This window comes from Nonomuraea sp. NPDC050547, assembly GCF_044457345.1.
In the GTDB taxonomy this organism is placed as follows: Bacteria; Actinomycetota; Actinomycetes; order Streptosporangiales; family Streptosporangiaceae; genus Nonomuraea.
Genome location: NZ_JBITGW010000016.1, coordinates 48493 through 68547 on the forward strand (window position 1 = coordinate 48493; position 20055 = coordinate 68547).

22 protein-coding genes are annotated in these 20055 nt (G+C 71.8%); 14 read left to right on the forward strand and 8 right to left on the reverse strand.

The features are described from left to right. The first annotated feature begins 14 nt into the window (after positions 1 to 14). From ACIBHY_RS34975 to purM, 3 genes are read left to right on the forward strand one after another with little or no spacing between them, the layout of a single operon-like run. Positions 15 to 758, forward strand: coding sequence for an SDR family NAD(P)-dependent oxidoreductase (locus ACIBHY_RS34975; RefSeq protein ID WP_397308927.1), 744 nt, complete (start codon positions 15 to 17; stop codon positions 756 to 758). A 51-nt stretch (positions 759 to 809) separates the two neighbouring features. Further along, positions 810 to 2246, forward strand: coding sequence for an amidophosphoribosyltransferase (gene purF / locus ACIBHY_RS34980; protein WP_379614022.1), 1437 nt, complete (start codon positions 810 to 812; stop codon positions 2244 to 2246). After that, entirely contained in the window at positions 2243 to 3268 is a 1026-nt protein-coding gene (gene purM / locus ACIBHY_RS34985; protein WP_397308928.1) for a phosphoribosylformylglycinamidine cyclo-ligase, read from the forward strand. Before purF ends, purM begins: the two co-directional genes overlap by 4 nt. On the opposite strand, the gene ACIBHY_RS34990 is transcribed toward purM, so the two are convergent. Continuing rightward, entirely contained in the window at positions 3265 to 4086 is an 822-nt protein-coding gene (locus ACIBHY_RS34990) for an SAM-dependent methyltransferase (RefSeq protein ID WP_397308929.1), read from the reverse strand. The two genes, purM and ACIBHY_RS34990, sit on opposite strands and share 4 nt — an antisense overlap. Before the next feature lie 133 nt (positions 4087 to 4219). Between ACIBHY_RS34990 and ACIBHY_RS34995 the strand changes: the two genes are divergently transcribed. Genes ACIBHY_RS34995 through ACIBHY_RS35015 form a run of 5 tightly spaced genes read left to right on the forward strand, consistent with a single transcriptional unit; the run spans position 4220 to position 8249 of the window. After that, on the forward strand, positions 4220 to 5104 hold the full coding sequence (locus tag ACIBHY_RS34995) for an ATP-binding cassette domain-containing protein (RefSeq protein ID WP_397308930.1): 885 nt from the start codon (positions 4220 to 4222) through the stop codon (positions 5102 to 5104). After that, on the forward strand, positions 5104 to 5829 hold the full coding sequence (locus tag ACIBHY_RS35000) for an ABC transporter permease (RefSeq protein ID WP_397254357.1): 726 nt from the start codon (positions 5104 to 5106) through the stop codon (positions 5827 to 5829). Before ACIBHY_RS34995 ends, ACIBHY_RS35000 begins: the two co-directional genes overlap by 1 nt. Beyond that, the gene (locus ACIBHY_RS35005; protein ID WP_397308931.1) at positions 5826 to 7040 is read left to right on the forward strand and encodes a sensor histidine kinase; all 1215 of its coding nucleotides are present in this window, start codon (positions 5826 to 5828) and stop codon (positions 7038 to 7040) included. The genes ACIBHY_RS35000 and ACIBHY_RS35005 overlap by 4 nt, the downstream gene beginning before the upstream one ends. Beyond that, on the forward strand, positions 7037 to 7630 hold the full coding sequence (locus ACIBHY_RS35010) for a DNA-binding response regulator (protein WP_397254361.1): 594 nt from the start codon (positions 7037 to 7039) through the stop codon (positions 7628 to 7630). The genes ACIBHY_RS35005 and ACIBHY_RS35010 overlap by 4 nt, the downstream gene beginning before the upstream one ends. A 16-nt stretch (positions 7631 to 7646) precedes the next feature. Beyond that, positions 7647 to 8249 (forward strand): GNAT family N-acetyltransferase, encoded by a 603-nt coding sequence (locus tag ACIBHY_RS35015; protein WP_397254362.1) that lies wholly within the window; start codon positions 7647 to 7649, stop codon positions 8247 to 8249. Here ACIBHY_RS35015 and ACIBHY_RS35020 read toward each other — a convergent pair. After that, positions 8246 to 8596, reverse strand: coding sequence for a DoxX family protein (locus ACIBHY_RS35020; protein WP_397254364.1), 351 nt, complete (start codon positions 8594 to 8596; stop codon positions 8246 to 8248). The genes ACIBHY_RS35015 and ACIBHY_RS35020 overlap by 4 nt on opposite strands. Positions 8597 to 8683: 87 nt before the next feature. On the opposite strand from ACIBHY_RS35020, the gene ACIBHY_RS35025 reads away from it, so the two are divergent. Continuing rightward, complete coding sequence (locus ACIBHY_RS35025; protein WP_397254366.1) at positions 8684 to 9574, forward strand: LysR family transcriptional regulator; 891 nt, start codon at positions 8684 to 8686, stop codon at positions 9572 to 9574. A gap of 58 nt (positions 9575 to 9632) precedes the next feature. Here ACIBHY_RS35025 and ACIBHY_RS35030 read toward each other — a convergent pair whose 3' ends face one another. Beyond that, positions 9633 to 10118, reverse strand: a complete 486-nt coding sequence (locus ACIBHY_RS35030; protein WP_397308932.1) for a MarR family transcriptional regulator — start codon at positions 10116 to 10118, stop codon at positions 9633 to 9635. Between the two features lie 37 nt (positions 10119 to 10155). On the opposite strand from ACIBHY_RS35030, the gene ACIBHY_RS35035 reads away from it, so the two are divergent. Beyond that, a complete protein-coding gene (locus tag ACIBHY_RS35035) occupies positions 10156 to 11040 on the forward strand; it encodes an NAD(P)H-binding protein (RefSeq protein WP_397308933.1) in 885 nt (294 codons plus the stop codon). A 184-nt stretch (positions 11041 to 11224) separates the two neighbouring features. On the opposite strand, the gene ACIBHY_RS35040 is transcribed toward ACIBHY_RS35035, so the two are convergent. Next, positions 11225 to 13279 (reverse strand): BTAD domain-containing putative transcriptional regulator, encoded by a 2055-nt coding sequence (locus tag ACIBHY_RS35040; RefSeq protein ID WP_397308934.1) that lies wholly within the window; start codon positions 13277 to 13279, stop codon positions 11225 to 11227. Between the two features lie 59 nt (positions 13280 to 13338). Here ACIBHY_RS35040 and ACIBHY_RS35045 point away from each other — a divergent pair, with 59 nt between their 5' ends. Next, positions 13339 to 14817, forward strand: a complete 1479-nt coding sequence (locus ACIBHY_RS35045; protein WP_397308935.1) for an MFS transporter — start codon at positions 13339 to 13341, stop codon at positions 14815 to 14817. Here ACIBHY_RS35045 and ACIBHY_RS35050 read toward each other — a convergent pair. After that, positions 14797 to 15783 carry a sigma-70 family RNA polymerase sigma factor gene (locus tag ACIBHY_RS35050; protein ID WP_397308936.1) on the reverse strand — a complete coding sequence of 329 codons (987 nt, stop codon included), beginning with the start codon at positions 15781 to 15783 and terminating at the stop codon, positions 14797 to 14799. The genes ACIBHY_RS35045 and ACIBHY_RS35050 overlap by 21 nt on opposite strands. Positions 15784 to 15842: 59 nt before the next feature. On the opposite strand from ACIBHY_RS35050, the gene ACIBHY_RS35055 reads away from it, so the two are divergent. Continuing rightward, positions 15843 to 16463 carry a maleylpyruvate isomerase family mycothiol-dependent enzyme gene (locus tag ACIBHY_RS35055; RefSeq protein WP_397308937.1) on the forward strand — a complete coding sequence of 207 codons (621 nt, stop codon included), beginning with the start codon at positions 15843 to 15845 and terminating at the stop codon, positions 16461 to 16463. Between the two features lie 67 nt (positions 16464 to 16530). Next, entirely contained in the window at positions 16531 to 17067 is a 537-nt protein-coding gene (locus tag ACIBHY_RS35060) for a dihydrofolate reductase family protein (RefSeq protein WP_397308938.1), read from the forward strand. Here the strand turns inward: ACIBHY_RS35060 and ACIBHY_RS35065 are convergent, their stop codons facing one another. The 3 genes from ACIBHY_RS35065 to ACIBHY_RS35075 all read right to left on the reverse strand — a co-directional run bounded on the left by ACIBHY_RS35065 (position 17068) and on the right by ACIBHY_RS35075 (position 19018). Then, positions 17068 to 17475, reverse strand: a complete 408-nt coding sequence (locus tag ACIBHY_RS35065) for a PPOX class F420-dependent oxidoreductase (protein WP_397254382.1) — start codon at positions 17473 to 17475, stop codon at positions 17068 to 17070. A 79-nt stretch (positions 17476 to 17554) separates the two neighbouring features. Beyond that, entirely contained in the window at positions 17555 to 17788 is a 234-nt protein-coding gene (locus tag ACIBHY_RS35070; protein ID WP_379614054.1) for a DUF3073 domain-containing protein, read from the reverse strand. A 150-nt stretch (positions 17789 to 17938) separates the two neighbouring features. Continuing rightward, positions 17939 to 19018 carry a Leu/Phe/Val dehydrogenase gene (locus ACIBHY_RS35075; protein ID WP_397254384.1) on the reverse strand — a complete coding sequence of 360 codons (1080 nt, stop codon included), beginning with the start codon at positions 19016 to 19018 and terminating at the stop codon, positions 17939 to 17941. A gap of 108 nt (positions 19019 to 19126) precedes the next feature. Between ACIBHY_RS35075 and ACIBHY_RS35080 the strand changes: the two genes are divergently transcribed. After that, entirely contained in the window at positions 19127 to 19993 is an 867-nt protein-coding gene (locus tag ACIBHY_RS35080) for a hypothetical protein (RefSeq protein ID WP_397254819.1), read from the forward strand. Positions 19994 to 20055 lie beyond the last annotated feature (62 nt).

The window sequence follows — 20055 nt, forward strand, 5'->3', positions numbered from 1 at the left end:
GGGATGGAGTTCACATGCATGTTCTCGTCACCGGCGGCTCTTCCGGCATCGGCGCCGCCACCGCCCGCGCGTTCGGCCGCGCCGGGCACCGTGTCACGCTGACCTACAAGTCCGGCCCCGACCGTGCCGAGCGGGTCGTGAAGGAGATCGAGCAGGCCGGCGGGACGGCCGCGGCCGTCCATCTGGATCTGGGTGAGCACGGGAGCGTCCGGGCGGCGGTCGCCGCGGCGGGGCCGTTCGACTCGGTGATCGCCAACGCGGTCATGTGGGGCGGGGACGCGCCCAGGACCGAGAGGTTCGAGGAGATTCCGATCGAGCACTGGAGCGAGATGCTCCATGCCAACGTGCTCGGCAACGTGGTGCTCGCGCAGTCCGTGGTGCCCGCGATGCGGGAGCGGGGTTTCGGACGGGTCGTTCTGGTCTCCTCCGGGATCGCCGAGGAGGGCACGCCCGGCGCCGGCCCGTACGGCACCGCCAAGATGGCCCTGCACGGCCTGGCCCGCACGCTGGCCTGGCAGGCGGGCATGGACGGCGTCCTGGTGAACGTGGCAGCTGTCGGCCTGACCAGGACGGACAGCAGTCCGATCCCCGGGCAGGTGTTCGACGCGGTGGCCGACCGTACACCCAGCAAGAGGTTGTCCACCGCGGACGACGTGGCGGCGCTCCTGCTCTTCCTCGGTTCCGCGGCCAACCACAACCTCACCGGCGAGATCATCCGAGAAGGGTCGAACGCGGCACGATCCGCCCATATCACCTGATCTCGCACCCGGGTGTGCGAGCACGGAAGTGGCCGACCTAAACTGAGGTACGTGCTGAAGGGCGACGGCCGACTCGGCCATGACCTGGACCCCCAAGACCGTGCTCCCAAGGATGCCTGCGGTGTCTTCGGCGTGTGGGCCCCAGGCGAGGAAGTATCCAAACTCACCTACTACGGGCTGTACGCGTTGCAGCACCGCGGCCAGGAGTCCGCGGGCATCGCGGTCAGCGAGGGCAGCAGGATCCTCGTCTACAAGGACATGGGGCTCGTCGCCCAGGTCTTCGACGAGTCGGTGCTCGGAACCCTGCGCGGTCACCTGGCCATCGGCCACTGCCGCTACTCCACCACCGGTTCCAGCGTCTGGGAGAACGCTCAGCCGACGCTGAGCTCCACCGACCAGGGCGGGCTCGCACTCGCCCACAACGGCAACCTGATCAACACCCCGGTCCTGGCCCAGCGCCTGGAGCCGGGCACCACCAGGGCCACCACCGACACCGAGGTGCTCACCACCCTGCTCGCGCAGGACCGCAGCCGCTCCATCGAGGACGCCGCCGCGGAACTGCTCCCGCAGGTGCTCGGCGCCTACTCGCTGGTGTTCATGAACGAGAAGACCCTCTACGCGGCCCGCGACCCGCAGGGCATCCGCCCGCTGGTCCTGGGCCGCCTGGAGCGGGGCTGGGTCGTCGCCTCGGAGACGGCCGCGCTCGACATCGTCGGCGCCACGTTCGTGCGCGAGGTCGAGCCGGGCGAGCTGCTCACCATCGACGAGCGCGGCGTGCGCTCGCGCAGGTTCGCGGTCGCCGAGCCGAAGGGCTGCCTGTTCGAGTACGTCTACCTGGCCCGCCCCGACACCACGATCGCCGGGCGCGGCGTGCAGGTCACCCGCGTCGAGGTCGGCAGGGTCCTGGCCCGCGAGCACCCGGTCGAGGCCGACCTGGTCATCCCGACGCCCGAGTCGGGCACCCCCGCCGCCGTCGGCTACGCCGAGGAGTCCGGCATCCCCTACGGCCAGGGCCTGGTCAAGAACTCCTACGTCGGCCGCACGTTCATCGAGCCGTCGCAGACCATCCGCCAGCTCGGCATCCGGCTCAAGCTCAACCCGCTGCGCGAGGTCGTGGAGGGCAAGCGGCTGGTCGTCGTCGACGACTCGATCGTGCGCGGCAACACCCAGCGCGCGATCGTCAAGATGCTGCGCGAGGCGGGCGCGCGCGAGGTGCACGTGCGCATCTCCTCCCCGCCGGTCTCCTGGCCGTGCTTCTACGGCATCGACTTCGCCACCCGCGCCGAGCTGATCGCCGGCTCGCTGTCGGTGGAGGAGATCCGGGCCTCCCTGGGCGCCGACTCGCTCGGCTACATCTCCCTGGAAGGCCTGACCGAGGCCACGACCATCCCCGCCGACCGCCTCTGCCGAGCCTGCTTCGACGGCAGCTACCCGATCCCGATCGACCAGGACAACGTCGGGAAGTACGTGTTGGAGAGCACCAAGTGACCACCTACGAGGCCGCGGGCGTCGACATCGCGGCGGGCGAGCGCGCCGTCGAGCTGATGAAGGCCAAGGTCGCGCGCTCGCGGCGGCCCGAGGTGGTCGACGACGCCAGCGGCTTCGCCGGGTTGTTCGACGCCTCGTTCCTGCTGCGCTACAAGCGGCCGCTGCTGGCCACGTCGACCGACGGCGTGGGCACCAAGGTCATGATCGCGCAGCAGTACGGCAAGCACGACACCATCGGCATCGACCTGGTCGGCATGGTCCTCGACGACCTCGTGGTCTGCGGTGCCGAGCCGCTGTTCATGACCGACTACATCGCCTGCGGCAAGGTGGTGCCCGAGCGTGTCGCGGAGATCGTCGGCGGCGTGGCCGAGGGCTGCCGCCTGGCCGGGGCCGCGCTGGTCGGCGGCGAGACCGCCGAGCACCCCGGCGCCATGGGCGCCGACGAGTACGACCTGGCCGGCGCCGGCACGGGCGTGGTCGAGGCCGCGGACATGCTCGGCCCCGACCGGGTGCGCGCGGGCGACGTGGTGCTGGGCCTGGCCTCGTCGGGCATCCACTCCAACGGCTACTCGCTCGTGCGGCACGTGGTGAAGAACGCCGGGCTGTCGCTGGACGACGAGCTGCCCGAGCTCGCCCGCCCGCTGGGCGAGGAACTGCTGGAGCCCACCCGCATCTACTCCCTCGACTGCCTGGAGCTGGCCCGCTCGGTCGAGGTGCGCGCCTACTCCCACATCACCGGCGGCGGCATCGAGGGCAACATCGCGCGTTCCCTGCCGCCAGGGCTGGACGCGGTGCTGTCGCGGGAGTCGTGGACGGTGCCCGCCGTCTTCCAGGTCCTGGCCGGGCACGGTTCGATCGAGCGGCAGGCCATGGACCGCACGTTCAACCTGGGTGTGGGCATGGCCGCGATCGTCGCCCCCGAGGCGGCCGACGCGGCACTGCGCCTGCTGGAGTCGCGCGGGCTGCCCGCGTGGGTCCTGGGCGAGATCGTCCCCGGCACCGGCGCCGCCCGCTACTCCTAACCCGCCATCCGGCCCACTCCCGCGTCGATGAGCACGTGGGGTGGGCCGTCCAGCAGCGGTACGGCCGGCACCTCGTCCTCCGGCATCCGCCAGTCCTGCACGGGCACCAGTCCCGGCCCGATCAGCTCGAACCCGTCGAAGAAGCCGAGCACCTGCTCGCGCGTGCGGAACACCGACTGGATCGGCGAGCCGGCGGTGGCGACGCCGAGCTGCCGTTTCGCCTCGGGGTGGCTCTCGTCCATGGCGTGGGTGAGCACGAGATGGCTGCCCGGCGCCATCCGCTCGCGGAAGCGCTTGACGATGCCGTGGGGGTCCTCGCCGTCCAGGACGAAGTGGAGCAGCCCGACCATCAGCACCCCGACCGGCTGCTCGAAGTCGATGAGGCCGCTGACGTGCGGGTCGGCGAAGATGGCGTCGGGATCTCTGGCGTCGGCCAGGATGCCGGCCACGCCGGGGGCGCTGGCCAGCAGCACCTCGGCGTGCAGCCGTACGACGGGGTCGTAGTCGACGTAGACGACCCGGCAGGCGGGGTTGGTCCTCCTGGCGACCTCGTGCACGCTGGGCGAGGTCGGGATGCCGGTGCCGAGGTCGATGAACTGCCGTACGCCCCGCTGGGCCATGTGGTGCACGGCGCGGGTGAGGAAGGCCCTGGAGGCGCGGGCGACGAGTCTCGTGTCCGGCGCGAGCGCCAGTAACTTGTCGGCGACCGCTCGATCCACCGCGAGGTTGTCCTTGCCACCGAGCAGGTAGTCGTAGACCCGGGCGGAGCTGGGGACGGTGGGGTCGACGCCGGGCGGAACACGTTCGAGCTCGGTCACAGGAACCATCGTATGTCGCGCAGGTCCCATGATCGTGGGATGATCCCGGATATTCAGCCCATGGCCTCCGTGCCGTCAGAACACTGACATACGGCACTACCCGCGTGCATGGCCCGTCGAGCAGCCTCTTTCCATGGCAAACGCCCTGGAACTCACGGCCGTCAGCAAACGCTACGGCCCGGCCAGAGCCCTCGACGGCGTCGATCTGACCGCCGAGCAGGGCCAGACGATCGCGGTGCTCGGCCCGAACGGCGCGGGCAAGAGCACCCTGCTCTCCATCGCCCTCGGCCTGCTCCCGCCCACCTCGGGCACCGCCGCGGTGTTCGGACACCCGCCGGTCGAGGCCCTGCGCAAGGGCCTGGTCGGCGTCCTGCTGCAGGAGTCCGGCCTACTGGAGGACGTCCGCGTGAACGAGCTGGTCACGGCGACCGCCGGCATGTACCAGAAGCCGATGCCGGTCGAGCGGGCCCTGCGCGCAGCCCGCGTGGACGGCTTCGCGGCCCAGCGGATCGGCAAGCTGTCCGGCGGACAACGGCAGCGGGTGCGCATCGCCCTCGCCCTGATCGGCGACCCGCGCCTGCTCGTGCTGGACGAGCCCACCGTCGGACTCGACGTGGACGGCCGCCGCGCCCTGTGGCAGGAGGTACGGGCGCGCACCGCCCAGGGCCGCACCGCCGTCTTCGCCACCCACTACCTCACCGAGGCCGACGACTACGCCGACCGGGTGATCCTGCTGGCCAAGGGCAAGGTCGTGGCCGACGGACCGGTCGAGAAGATCAAGGAGCTGGTCGGCGGCAGCGAGGTGCACGTCACGCTGGACGCCGCCGAGGTGGGGGTGCTCCAGGCGTTGCCCGGGGTGCGCCAGGTCCGGGTGGAGGGCGGCGCCGCCGTACTGCGGACCAATGACTCCGACGCGACGCTGCGCGCGCTGTTCGCGACGTTCGCCGACGCCAGAGACGTCCGCACGGCCGGGACCGACCTCGAAAGCGCCTTCGTGAGCCTGACGGGAGGCAACTGATGGGCTCCTACGTCAAGCTCGAACTGCTGCGGTCCGTTCGCAACACCACCAGCCTCATCATGCTGACCGTCTTCCCCCTCGTGCTCTACCTGGTGTGGACGAAGGTGCTGCGGGTCGTTCCGGCGGGGCCGCAGCAGGTCGACTTCGCCGCGTACACGATGGTCTCGATGGCCGTCTACGGCGCGATGGGCGGCGCGCTGTTCATCGGCGGCGCGATCGCCATGGAGCGCTCGAAGGGCTGGCTGCGGCAGCTCGCCGTCACGCCGCTGCCCGCCCACGGCTACATCTCGGCCAAGCTGATCGCGGGCGCGACCGGGGTTCTGCCGAGCATCTTCGCCGTGCTCGGCGGGGGCGCCCTCATCTCCGGTGTACGGCTGCCGCCCGGCACCTGGCCCGCGCTCGTGGTGCTGATCTGGGTGGGCGTGGTGCCGTTCGCCGCTCTGGGAGTCACCTTCGGCTACACGATGAACGGGCAGGCTGCGAACCTGGCCATGATCGCCGTCTTCTTCGGGCTGTCCGTCCTGGGCGGGTTGTGGCTGCCGGTTCAGCTCATGCCGGAGTTCATGCGGACCCTGGCCGAGTACAGCCCCGCCTACCAGGCCGGATCCCTCGGCTGGCGGGCCCTGGCGGGCGACTGGCCGACGGTCAAGTCGCTGGTCGTGCTGGCCGGGTGGACGTTGCTGTTTTCCGGGCTGGCCGCCTGGCGTTACCGTCGGGCCTTGTGAAGGTGGCGGCACGCGGCGAGTTCGGCAAGGGCCGTAGCCAGGTCAGGGCGGGCTCGGTGGCCTGGCTGCTGGTGACGCTCTGGCCGCTGTGGACGTTCCTGTCCACCGGTCCGGCCCTGCCGCGCGTCCTGTGGGCCGTCGCCGGGCTCGCGGTGCTGTCGGGCTGCTGGATGGCGATCATGTGGCGGATGCTCGGCGAGAACAGCGGCGTGCCCCGGCGGTGGCCCATGGCCGGGCTGGCCGCGGCCGCGATCGCGCTCCTTCCCGTGCTCGGGCCGCCCTGGGCGTTCGTCGCCTTCATCTACGTCATCACCGGACTGGCCGCGACGACCGGCGGCGCCGGGTTCGTCGCCGGGGTGCTGCTGACCATCGCCGTGACCATGGGCGTCCTGCTCGCGCACGGGCTGCGGGTGTGGTGGCTGGTGCTCGTCATCCTGGCCCAGGCCGGCGCCGTACACGGCATGAAGCGGATGGGCCACCTGCTCGCCCGGCTGGCCGCCGCCCGCGCCCAGGTGGCCCAGCTCGCCGTGGACAACGAGCGGCTGCGCTTCTCCAGGGACCTGCACGACACGCTCGGCCACACCCTGACCTCGATCACCATCAGAAGCCAGCTCGCCGCCCGGCTGGCCCGCACCGACCCCGACCGCGCCGCGCGGGAGATGGGCGACGTGGAGGCCGCCGCCCGCCAGGCCCTCGACGAGGTACGGCACGCCGTCGCCGGATACCGGGTCCCGGCGTTGTCGGAAGAACTGGAGAAGGCGGCGCGGGAGCTGGAACTGGCCGGGATCGAGGTGGAGATCTCCCCCGCCGGCGGCCCGATCCCCGGGGCCGCGGAGACACTGCTGGCGTGGGCGGTGCGCGAGGCCGCCACCAACGTCCTGCGCCACAGCGGTGCCCGGCGCTGCCGGATCACGTTGCGTGTGGACACGAGCTGGGCGGATCTGGAGGTCCGCGACAACGGCCCCGCGACGGCGCCTCCCCCCACGCCCATACCTCCGGCCGCGCGTCTGAACGGATCGGCAGGGCTTCAGCACGGAGCGGGCAAGCTTCTCGACGGAACGGACGGGCTTCTGGACGGAGCGGCCGGGCGGGGTCACGGGTTGACCGGGCTGGCCGAGCGGGTGGCCGGGGCCGGTGGGTCGCTGGATGTGGGTGCGCTGCCGGAGGGCGGATACCGCCTGTATGCCCGCGTCCCGCTGGAGGCCGCGTGATCCGCGTGCTCATCGCCGACGACCAGGACCTCGTCAGGGGCGGGCTGGCCGCGCTGCTGGGCCTGGAGGCCGACATCGAGGTGGTGGCCCAGGTGGGCCGGGGCGACCTGGTCGAGGCCGCGACGGCGGAGCACCGGCCCGACGTCATCCTGCTCGACATAGAGATGCCCGGGATGTCCGGGCTGGAGGTGGCCGAGCGGCTGCGGGGCCGGCGGGTGGTCATCGTGACCACGTTCGGGCGCCCCGGCTATCTCAGCCGGGCTCTGGACGCCGGGGTGGCCGGGTTCGTGGTCAAGGACGCGCCGGCCGCGGAGCTGGCGGCAGCCGTACGGCGGGTGATGGCGGGTGAGCGGGTGATCGACCCCAAGCTGGCCGTGAGCGCGAGCGCCGTCGGGCCGAGCCCGCTCACACAGCGGGAACGCGAGGTGCTGCGCACGGCCCGCGACGGCTCGACCGTGGCCGACATCGCCCGCCGCCTGTTCCTGACCGAGGGGACGGTACGCAACTACCTGTCGTCGGCGATCGGCAAGACCGGCGCTCGAAACCGTGCCGAAGCGGTGCATGTGGCCGAGTCGCGGGGCTGGCTGTAGCTGTACAGTGCCACGCATGACTGAGGGGCTCGTGCAGATCGCGGCAGAGGTGGAGACGTTCCTGGCGAGCCTGCCGCCGGGGGCCGGGCGGGTGACGCTACGGCCGATGACCAGGCACGACGAGGACGAGTTCACCAGACTGACCAAGGCCAGCGCGGAGCTTCACCACCCCTGGATGTCCCTGCCCGCGACCGCCGAGGAGTACCAGGCCTACCTGGCCCACTTCGACCCCGCGACCACCCGCCGCCTGCTGGTGTGCCTGCGCGACAGCGGTGACATCGCCGGCCTGGTCAACATCAACAGCATCATCCGCGGCCGTTTCCAGAACGGCTCGCTCGGCTACGCGGCCTTCGCCCCCACCGCCGGCCACGGCTACATGAGCGAGGGCCTGGCCCTCGTCCTGCGCTACTCCTTCGAGCAGTTGCGGCTCCACCGCCTGGAGGCCCAGATCCAGCCGGGCAATCACGCCTCGCTCAAGCTCGTCCAGCGCCTCGGCTTCCGCCATGAGGGCTTCTCCCCCGAGATGCTGTTCATCGACGGCGCCTGGCGCGACCACGAACGCTGGGCCATCCTCAACCCCGGCCCCTGGCCGGCCCACCCCTCGCTGCCCAACCCCTAGACTGCGGCGGGCGCCAGCGCCAGGCAGGCCGCGGCCAGCACGAGGAAGGTCCCGGGAAAGGGCAGGTGCGCGTGGACGCGGGCGCGCGCGACGGTGAACACGGCGCCGGCGAAGAAGAACACCAGCCCGGCCGCCGCGGCGATGCCGATCGCGGGTACGGCCAGCCCGGCCAGCAGCCCGACCGCCCCCGCCGCCTTGGCCACGCCCAGCGAGGTGATCCACGAACGCGGCACGCCGTACTTGTCCATGTTGGCGAGGACCCACTCGGCGCGGGCGAAGTCGACGGCGGCCGCCGCGAAGTTGCATGCGGCGGCCACGACGACCACCACGACATAGACGGTGAACACCGGATGTTCCCCCTTCGCTGGATACGTGTTCCACCCTCGCCGAGCAGCGCCGAAGGCGTCCAATAGCCGTATCGATAACCTGATGGAATGGATGTGGACACGCGGCTCGTCCGCTCCTTCCTCGCCGTCGCCGAAGAAGGCAACCTGACCAGGGCCGCCGAGCGGCTCTACGTGTCCCAGCCCGCGCTGACCAAGCAGATCAAGAGCCTGGAGACGCAGCTCGGCCTGCGGCTGTTCACCCGCTCGCGGGCCGGGATGGCGCTCACCGAGGCGGGGCGGGCGTTGCGCGAGCGGGCGCCCGGCATGCTGGCCGCCTGCGACCAGGCGCTGCGCGAGACGAAGAGCGCCGCGAGCGTGGCCGCCCGCGTGCTGAGGGTCGGGTTCCTGGCCAGCGCGGCCAACGAGGCCACGCCGGACATCGTCGCCGCGTTCGGCCGGCTGCGTCCCGGCTGGCGGGTGGAGATGCGGCAGGCCGCCTGGTCCGACCCGAGCGCCGGGCTGGCGGACGGCGAGGTCGACGCGGCCCTGCTGCGCCTGCCGTTCCCCGGGCAGGAGGCCATGCGGCACGAGGTGCTGCTCGAGGAGCCGCGCTGGGTCGCGCTGCCCTCGTCCCACCCGCTCGCCGCGCGCGCCGAGATCGCCTTCGCGGACCTGTGGGACGAGGCCTTCGTCGCCGCGCCGCAGGAGACCGGCCGGTGGCGCGACTACTGGCTGGCCGCCGACGAGCGCGACGGCCGCCCGCCGCGCGTCGGCGCCACCACCGACCAGCCCGACGCCTGGCTCCAGGCCATCGCCAACGGGTACGGCGTCGCCCTCGCCCCCGCCTCGTCGGCCCGCTACTACGCCCGTCCCGGCGTCACCTACCGACCCGTGACCGGCGTCAGCCCGACCCGGGTCGGCATCGCCTGGCCACCCGCCGCCGACGCCGACCCCGTCGTCCAGGACTTCGTCCGCTGCTGCCGGGACGCCTGCGGGTAGGGCTTCAGTGGCCGGGGCTCATTCAGCGGGCAGGGCTCGTTCGGCGGGCAGGGCTCGTTCAGTCGTCGGTGAACCGCTCGGTGGCGGCGCGGCCGGCGCCGGTGGTGCGCTGGAGGAACCCGGCGATGAGCGCGAGCTCGCTGTCGGTGTAGTCCTCGCAGAGCGCGTCCATCTGCGCGTTCATGCCGGAGAAGAGCCGGTAGACCTCCCGGTTGCGTTCGCGGCGGGCCCGAACGGTGATGGCGCGGCGGTCGGGGCCGTCGGGGTCGCGTTCGCGCACGATCCAGCCGCCGCGCTGGAGGCGGTCGAGGATGCCGGTCAGCGTGGCGGGGTGCAGACCGGCCTTGCGGGCCAGCGCGCTGGGGGTGAGCGGGCCGTGCCGGTTGAGCAGGTCGAGGCAGCTCCAGTCGACGTCCTTGAGGTTGACCTGCGTACCGATCTGACGGTTGAGCAGGGCCAGCTGGATGTTCAGGTCGCGCAGGGACTCCTTGACCGCCCTGACGACTCGCCTCCGCTCACGCGGATCACCTTCTACGGAACTCATATCGTATGACTCTCAAACTATATGTTACGGTTTCCATATGATACGACTTCCGAACGCGACCGTCCTGGTCACCGGAGCCACCGGCACCGTCGGCCGCCCGCTGATCGACCTCCTGCTCGCCCAAGGAGCCAAGGTGCGCGCGGTGACCCGCGACGCGCGCGCCGCCGCCCTGCCCGACGGCGTCGACGTCGTGGAAGGCGACCCGGCAGGCGCCCTGGACGGCGTCTCCAGCCTGTTTCTCAACCCGCGTGCCCTCGGCCTGAACCCCGACCCGCGCGCCGTCACGGCCGCCGCCGACCGGCTGCTGAGCCTGGCCCGCGAGCACGGGGTCCGGCGGGTGGTCACCATGTCCGCCCTGAATGTCGACCACGACCTCGACGAGCAGCCCTCCCGGCTGCGCGGCGAGTACAACAAGGAGACCGAGGCGGCCGTCACCGCCTCCGGCATGGAGTGGACGGCCCTGCGCTCCGGCTACTACGCGGTCAACACGATCGGCTCGTGGGCCGCCCAGATCCGCGCCGGTGACACCGTGCGCGGCGCGTACGCCGCCGCGGCGTGGGCGCCCCTGCACGAGCGCGACCTCGCCGCCGTGGCCGCGCACGCCCTGCTCACCGGCGACCTGGCCGGCGAACGCCCGGTCCTGACCGGCCCGCGTGCCCTCACCCAGCAGGAGATGATCGAGACCATCGGCGCGGCGATCGGCCGGCCGCTGCGCTTCGAGGAGGTCGCGCCGGAAGCCGCGCGGCAGGGCTTCCTGCGCGGCGGGGTGCCCGAGGCGCTGGCCGACGGCTTCCTGACCCTGCAGGCCCGCTCCTACCTCCAGCACGACCTGGTCACCGGCGAGGTCGAGAGAATCCTCGGCCGCCCCGGACTCACCTTCGCCGAATGGGCCACCGAACACGCCACCGACTTCCGCCCGTAGCCTCCAGGCCGTTGCCGCCCCAGAGGGCCATGGAAGCCTCAGAGAGGCCGTGAAGGCCGCGAAGGGAGGCCGCGGGACCGCACCGCGGGACCGGAGCGGCCGGAGCGGCTGAGGAAGGTGGGAGGGAGGGGAGACCGCGGAGGCCCCGGGAGGCCGTCGAAGTCGTGGGAGGCCGTGGAGGCTTTCAGAGGGTGGCGGTGGCTGGTTCGTCCAGGGGGGTGGGCAGTCGTCCGGCCTGGGTCCAGTACCAGCCGAGCGAGCCGGTCAGCCGGGTGGCCAGGCGGGTGTCGCCCAGCAGCTCGGCCGCCTCCCGCGCGCCGCGCAGGTTGGCGCTCTCCACGTCCAGCCGGCTCACCCAGCGGTGCCGGGCGGGCCCCGACCGGTACGCCTCGGCACACTCGGCGAACTGGGTGTAGTACGTGGCATACCACCGCAGGACGAGGTCGTGCTCGCCGGACTCGCGCAGCCGTTCCATGCCATAGGCGGACACGGACTCCAGCAGCCGGTACCTCCCCCCGGAGCGCACGACCAGCGACCGGTCCACCAGCCGGGCCAGCAGGTCGGCGACGCCGGCCGGGTCGAGGTGGTCGGGCCCGACCCCGGCCGCCTGCGCCTCGGCTGCCAGCTCGATGTCGCCGGGCGGTCCTCCGGGCAGCGGCATGGGCACCGCGCACACCCGTTCCGCCGCCTCCAGCGTGCACCCGCCCACCTGTACGGCCAGCCGCCGCAACACCACCCGCTCCGGCTCGCTGAGCAGGTCCCAGCTCCAGTCGATGGCCGCCTTGAGCGTGCGCTGATGAGCGGGCCCGGCTCGGCGCCCGGCCGACAGCAGCCGGAAGCGGTCGTCCAGCCGGTCGGCCAGGGCGCGCACGCCCATGGACCGCACCCGGGCCGCGGCCAGCTCCAGGGCCAGCGGGATGCCGTCCAGGCGGCGGCAGATCACCTCGACGGCTTCGGCGTCCTGGGGCGCCAGCGGCGTACCGGGGAGGGCTCGGGCGGTGAACAGGCGTGCGGCGGCGGCGGGGTCCAGCGGCGCGACCTCCCGCACGACCTCGCCCGCGACGCCCAGTGGCTCCCTGCTCGTGGCCAGGACGCGCAGGTCGGGTGCGGCGCGCAGCAGCAGGTCGGCGAGCTTGGCCACGGGCTCGACGACGTGTTCGCAGTTGTCGAGGATCAGCAGCGCCCGCCGGGTGCCCAGGGCGGCGGCGAGCTCGCCGTCGTCGCGCAGCCCGAGCGCCGCGGCCACCACCCCTGGCACCTCTGACTCCGAGGAGGCGGACAGCTCCACCAGGTGGGCGCCGTCGGGGAAGCGGTCGGACAGGCGGCGGGCGGCCTCCAGGGCCAGGCGGCTCTTGCCCACCCCGCCGCTGCCCGTCAGCGTGACCAGGCGGGCCGAGGCGGCCAGGCCGAGCAGGCCGGCCAGCGCCTCCTCCCTGCCGACGAGCTCGGTCAGCGGCTCGGGCAGGCGGGCGGGCGCGGGCTCCGGGGCGGGCGCGGGCCGGTGGAGGGCGGGGCGCTGTTCGAGGATCGCCTGATGCAGGGCGGCGAGTTCGGGCGCGGTGTCGAGGCCCAGCTCCTCGCGCTTGCGCTCACGCAGGGCGCGGTAGACCTCCAGGGCGTCGGCCTGCCGTCCCGACCGGTAGAGGGCGCGCATCAGCAGCGCGTGGAAGCGTTCCCGCAGCGGATGCTGGGCGGTGAGCTCGCTCAGCTCGCCGACCAGCTCGGCGTCCTGGCCGAGCGCGAGCCGTACGTCGGCATAGTCCTCGACGGCGGCCAGGCGCTGCTCCTCAAGCCGGACGGCGGTCCTGTGCACGAGAGGCGAGTCGGCGAAGTCGGCGAACGCGGGCCCGCGCCACCACGCCAGCGCCTCGGCGAGCACGGCGGCCCGCTCGCCGGGCCCGCCCGTGGACGGGAGGCGGTCCAGGGTCGCCTGGAAGCGGTGCGCGTCGGTGTCGGCCTCGATCAGGTAGCCGGGCGCGCGGGTGACGACGAGCAGCCTGGCCCCGGGCTCGGCCTCGTCCAGCGCCCGGCGCAGCTGCGAGACCTTGGCGCGCAGCGCGGCCAGCGGGTTGCCCGGTGGTTCAGGGCCCCAGAGGCTCTCGATCAGCCGCACCGAAGGAACGACCCGCCCGTGGTGGGCGAGCAGCCCGGCCAGAAGGGCCCGCACCTTACGCTCGGGCACCCCTACCGGGCGATCGTCGGCGATCACCTCAAGCGGCCCCAACACGGCGAAGCGCATGAAGCTCACCCTAAACACCTCCGAACATTTCCCGAACGTCCGCCCTTGAGGCTGATCACATGACTACTACTGTTCCCCGTACCGGGGCCGGGGCGTGGCTGGGACTGTCCGTGCTCGCCCTGGCCACGTTGTTGCTCGCTGTGGACAACACCGTTCTGCTGCTGGCTCTGCCCCATCTGGCCGTCGATCTGAATCCGAGCGCCACCGAGCTGCTGTGGATCACCGACGTGTACGGCTTCATGATCGCCGGATTCATCATCACCATGGGCTCGCTCGGCGACCGGATCGGCCGGCGCAGGCTGCTCCTGATCGGCTCGGTCATGTTCGGCGCCGCCTCCGCGCTGGCCGCCTACTCCACCTCGACGACCATGCTGATCGTCGCGCGGGTGCTCCTGGGCGTCGCCGGGGCGGCGATCGGGCCGTCGGCACTGGCGCTGGTGGCCGGGTTGTTCCCCGGGGCAAGGCAGCGGGCCATCGCCATCGGTGTGTTCACCGCGTGCTTCATGGGCGGGGCGGCGGCCGGGCCGGTGATCGGCGGAATGCTGCTGGAGCACTTCTGGTGGGGGTCGGTGTTCCTGATGGGCGTGCCGATCATGGCGTTGGTCGTGCTCGGCGGGCTCGCCTATCTGCCGGAGACCGGGGGCGGCGGCTCGGCCCGGCTCGACCTGGCCAGCGTCGCCCTGTCGATGGCCGCGCTCCTGCCGCTCGTCTACGGGCTGAAGGAACTGGCCGACGACCCTGGCCAGGTGGTGGCGTACGTGGCCGTGGTGGTCGGGCTGGCGTGCGGAGCCGCGTTCGTACGGCGGCAGCGCACGCTGGCCGAGCCGCTGCTGGACATGCGCCTGTTCGCCAACCGGTCCTTCAGGACGGCGCTGCTGATCCTGGCTCTGGCCATGGTGACGCAGGGCGGCGTGTACCTGTTCGTGAGCCAGCACCTCCAGCTCGTCGAGGGCCTGTCGCCGCTGAGCGCCGGGCTGTGGATGGCGCTGCCCGCGCTGGGCCTGGTCGGCGGCTCGCTCGCGGCACCGGTGATCGCCGGGAGGTTCCGGCCAGGACTCGTGGTCGGAGTGGGGCTCGTGGTGTCGGCGGCCGGCTTCGTCGTGATGGTGGCCGGCGACGGGCTCGTCGTGCTCTTCACCGGCGTCACGATCGCGTTCCTCGGCATGGCCCCCGTGGGCGCCCTGGGCCTCGGTCTCATCGTGGGTTCGGCGCCGGAGGAGCGGGCCGGGTCCGCCTCCGCCATCGGGGAGTGCGGCGGCGAGCTGGGCATCGCGCTCGGCGTCGCGCTGCTCGGCAGCGTCGGCACCGCCGTCTATGGCGGCCTCGCCACCTCGCCGCAGGCGGGCGACTCGCTCGGCGAGGCCCTCGACACCGCCTCCGGCCTCGCGCCGGCGCAGGCCGCCGCCCTGATCGCGGAGGCGCAGGGCGCCTTCACCCAGGGGCTGGTCGTCGTCTCGGGCATCAGCGCTGTGATCGTGCTCGCCCTGGCCGTCTCCTCCCTGACCCTGCTCAGGCACCTACGCCCGATCGGGCACTGACACGGGCAGTCCGAAGGCCGGGAAGTGTTCGGCGCCGAGGAACGAGGTGATCTCGGCGATCCGGTCTCCGCGCAGCCCGAACACCGTGATCGACCAGGCCTGATGCGTCGCGTCGGCCGACTCGCCGAGGTAGAAGGCCGCGGCGGGCCGGCCGTTCGCGCCGGTGAGCAGGTGGCGGAAGCTGGGGCATCGGGCCAGCGGAACCTGGACCGCGAAGTCGGTGACCGCGGGCAGCCCGCCGTACCACTGGGCCAGGGGCGGCATCGACCAGGTGACGTCGGCGGTGAGCAGCGCGACCAGAGCGTCTGCGTCGCCGCGTTCGAGCGCGGTCGCGAACCCCGTGACGAGCTCACGGACCCGGACGTCCGCAAGAGTCCGCAAGGCCCGGCCGGGCGCGGGAACCCGGTCGGCGACGACCCTGCGCGCGCGGGCGAGCGCGGAGTTCACGGAGGTCGTGGAGGCGTCCATCATGGCGGCGATCTCCGCGGCCGAGAACCCCAGCACGTCGAACAGCAGCAGGGCGGCACGCTGGTTCCCCGGCAGATGTTGCAGCGCCGCCACGAAGGCGAGCTCGACCGCCTCACGCTGCTCATACCCCAACCCCACGTCCGGGTACGGCCCCAGCCACCGCTGCTCGGTCACCGGAGCGGCGTCGAGCACCACGTGCCCGCTCGACGGCCCGAGGTCGACCGGCAGGGCCCGCCGGTCACGATCCTTCACCAGATCCAGGCACGTACGGGTGGCCACCGTGTACAGCCAGGACCGCAGCGCCGAGCGCCCCTCGAACCGGGCCAGCCCGCGCCAGGCCCGCAGCAGCGCCTCCTGCAGGGCGTCGTCGGCGTCGTGGACGGAGCCCAGCATGCGGTAGCAGTGGGCGTGCAACTCACGCTGGAGCGGCTGGACGAGCCGGGTGAACGCCGCGTCGTCCCCCTCCCGGGCCCGCTCCAGGTCGTCGTTTTCCGTCACGGCGACGATTCTGCAGCATGACCGCAGTCCTACCTGTCAACGACAGGAGGTGCTCTGACATGACAGATACCGGACTTTGGGCGCTGATCTTCGCCGAGCGGGCGGCTCTGGCCGACGATCTCGCGGCGCTGACGGACGAGCGGTGGGCGACGCCGTCCCTGTGCGAGGGCCTGAGCGTGCGCGAGGTGCTGGCCCATCTGACCTCGGCCGCCCGGCTCACTCCTCTGCGGTGGCTGGCGGGCGTGGTGCGCTGCCGGTTCGACTTCGACCGGCAGGTGGCGATGCGGCTGCGCGAGCAACTGGGCGCGTCGCCGGACGAGACGCTGGAGCGCTTCCGCGGGGCCGTCACGAGCAGGACCAGGCCGTTGTCGGCCATCGCCATGCTGGGCGAGACGGTCGTCCACGGCGAGGACATCCGCCGCCCGCTGGGCATCCGCCGCGACCACCCGATCGGCACGCTGACCCGCCTGGCCGGGTACTACGTGGGCTCCAACCAGGTCGTCCCGGCCAAGCGGCAGGTACGCGGGCTGCGGCTGGCGGCCGTGGACGGGCCGTTCGCGAGCGGCTCAGGGCCGTTGGTGACCGGCTCGACACTGGCGCTGATCATGGCGATGGCCGGGCGCGGGGACTACCTGGACGAACTGTCGGGCGACGGCGCGGCGATCCTGCGCGAACGCTGACCCCGGTACGTTCCCTGTCACATCTCCCGATCGACGTGGAAGCAGAACCACCGAGAAGGAGAAACCCATGAGAAAGATCGTCGCCGGCCTGTTCGTCTCCCTCGACGGAGTGGTGGAGGCACCGGACCAGTGGCACTTCCCCTACGTCAACGACGAGATGACCGGGGCCGTCATGGCCCAGCAGGAGGGCTCCGACACCCTGCTGCTCGGCCGGGTCACCTACGAGGTGTTCGCCTCGTCCTGGCCGCACCGCAGCGACCCGATGGCCGACCACCTCAACAACGTCCGCAAGCTCGTCGTCTCGACCACGCTGGCCGGCGCGGACTGGAACAACTCCACCCTGATCAGCGGCGACGCGGTCGAGGAACTGCGCCGGATCAAGGAGGGACCCGGCGGGAACATCGGCATGACCGGCAGCGTCACGCTGACCCGCGCCCTGCTCGGCGCGGGTCTCGTCGACGACCTGCACCTCTACGTCCACCCGATCGTGCTGGGCTCGGGGACCCGCCTGTTCGACGAGTCGGCGGAACGGCTGCCGCTCAGGCTGGCCGGCTCCGCCACCTTCGCCACCGGCGTCGTCCACCTTCACTACCGGCCCGCGTGATCAGCCCGCGTTGCTGATCACCCGCTGGGGAGTCAGCCGGATCACCACGCGGACCATCTCCCCGGGCAACTCCAGGTACGCCCGGCCGGCGCCCTCGCCCTCGTACTTCTCCGCCAGCTCCACCGCCAGCCGCCGGCCCTCGTCCTCGGTGACCGTCGTCACGCCGCGGACCTCGACGTACAGGTCGGGGTCCGTGAGGTCGAACACGCTCAGGCTGGCCCGCGGGTCGCGCTCCAGGTTGGTGACCTTGCGCCGGCCCGACTGGGAGGAGATCACGACGTCGTCACCGTCCGTGCCCACCCACACGACGGAGGTCTGCGGACTGCCGTCGGGGTTGAGGGTGGCCAGAACGCCGATGTTGGGAGCGTCGAGGATCTTCCTGGCGGTGTCACTCAGAGGCGTGTTCATGAGTGGATCACATCACACAGGCACCCGGCGCGGGGATCCCGCACCGGGTGCCTGCACAAGACGTCAACCGGGAGACCGGCTACCGGCGGCCGGACGTACGGTCATCGTCGTCGTCCTCAGCGCCGTAGTCATCGGCGTAATCGGCATAGCGATCCGCCAGCTCATCGTTGAGGTCGTCGGCGTCGTCGTCGGTCTGGCCGGAGTCTCCGACCCCGAGTTCATCGCGAAGACGTTCAAGATCTGTGCCACCGCTGTTGTACTTCAGCTGGCGAGCAACCTTGACCTGCTTGGCCTTTGCTCGGCCGCGCCCCATTGGCTCGACCCCCTCGTGTGGGGTCGTCCCCGACCCCTCGTCGCTAACGCACCACTCGCTGACGCCGCTGTCTTCGGACGTCAGCCTCTCGTTCGCCTATTACCGTACCTGTTTTGTGCCCAGCTCGGTACGTCGTATGGGCGCGGGGCGTCAGGCGCCCAGCCAAATGCCCCTGATTCGCCCGACTTCCGACATTCTGCGCTCTGCCAGCCTATCGGCTGCCGCCGCCGGAGGTACGCCCTCCTCAGCGGCGATTCCGAAGATCTTCAAGGTCGTGTCGTAGATCTTGGCGGCCCTGGACCGCGCGCGCTCCATGTTGAAGCCCTCGATCTCGTCGGCGACCTGGATGACCCCGCCGGAGTTCACCACGTAGTCGGGAGCGTAGAGGATGCCCCGGTCGGCGAGCTGCTTCTCCACGCCGGGATGGGCGAGCTGGTTGTTGGCGGCGCCGCACACGATCTTGGCACGGAGCGTCTCCACCACCGAGTCGGTCAGCGCGCCGCCCAGGGCGCACGGGGCGAAGACATCGATGTCGGAGACGGCCATGGCGGCGGCGTCGGCCACCACCTCGACCTCCGGATGGCGCTGGCGCACCCGCTCGATCGCCTCCTGACTGACATCGCAGACGACCACCTCGGCGCCGTCCTCGCGCAGCAGGTCGACGAGCCGGTGGCCGACCTTGCCCACGCCCTCGACGCCGACCCGCCTGCCGTGCAGGGACGGCGTGCCGTAGACCCGCTCGGCCGAGGCGCGCATGCCCTGGAAGACGCCGAACGAGGTGAGGATCGAGGAGTCACCGGCGCCGCCGTGCTCCACGGTGCGGCCGGTGACGAAACGCGACTCCCTGGCGACGATGTCCATGTCGGGGCTGTAGGTCCCCACGTCGCAGGCGGTGATGTAGCGGCCGCCCAGCGACTGGATGAAGCGGCCGTAGGCCCGCAGCAGGGGCTCGGACTTCTGTGTCGCGGGGTCGCCGATGATGACGGCCTTGCCGCCGCCGTGGTCGAGGCCGGCGAGGGCGTTCTTGTACGCCATGCCCTTGGCCAGGTTGAGCACGTCGGCCAGCGCGGCCGCCTCGCTCTCGTAGGGGTAGAAACGTGTCCCCCCGAGTGCGGGCCCGAGCTGGGTGTTGTGGATCGCGATGATCGCGCGGAGGCCGCTCTGCTCGTCGGCGCAGAAGACGACCTGTTCGTGAACGTCCTTGTGGGACGTGCCGAAGACGTCGGTCACGGTAGTGACTCCCTGTCCGGTTCCGCCGCATCTTCGCGGCGGAGATCACCTCTCAGGGTAGTGGCAGCAACGGTGCAAGCAGGCTGTCTTCATGACACGATGCCTTCCGTGCTGCCCTACGCCGCGTACCTCCGCGTCTATGAGCCGCTGACCGCCTTCAGCGAGTCTGAGCGGAAGGTCTGGGCCGAATACGCCGAGTCGCGTGACCGCCCCCGCCGGGCCAACGCGCTGCAGGCCGAGCACGGCGAGTCCGTCCGGCGCCTGCTCGGCATGCCGCCGCACCCCGCACCGGCCCAGGAGAGCCCCAACGCCTATTTGCGCCGCGTTGAGGATCGCCTCTATGTCTGCCCCTGGCAGACGCGGCTGCGCTCGTGGCTGGCGTTCTCACGGCTGCGCGGGACGGTTCCCGTGAAGATGATGGACCGGTTGGTCCCGAAGACGATCGCCGAGCAGACGGCCGACGACTTCGACCGGTTCAAGCGCACGGGCGGCTCCTCGGTGCTGCGCACCCACATCAGGACCACGACCTGGCACGTGCCACCGGCGTGGTTCATCCCCTTCGACGGCAACGAGCGGTGGCTGGTGCTGGGCTCGACGCCGCCCAAGGGCCAGGACCTCACCACCACCACCGGCCGCAACCTCATCTACGTGACCTCCATGGCGCAGGCCAGGCGGCGCTCGGCCAAGGCGCTCCAGGTGCTGCGCAAGCATCTGGGGGACGTGGCGGCCGGGCTGGACGTGGAGGACGTGGCCCGCTGGCTGGAGGAGTTCCACCCGCACTCGCTGGTGGAGCTCGACTACGGCGGCCTCGTCCATCTGATGGACGACGACGCGCTCCAGGCGGACCAGTCTGTAGCGGAGCTTTCGGCTGCTTTGACCGGATTGGACACAGGTCAAGAAGAACTTGCGTTCGCGATGTATCAGCGGGTGATCTTGCGCTGGAAGTCAATGCAACTTCTGGAATCTGCCAACTGAACCCCATACAGGGGTCCTGACCAGCAAGAGCACGGCATGAGTGGGTCACGTGTCACGCCTGC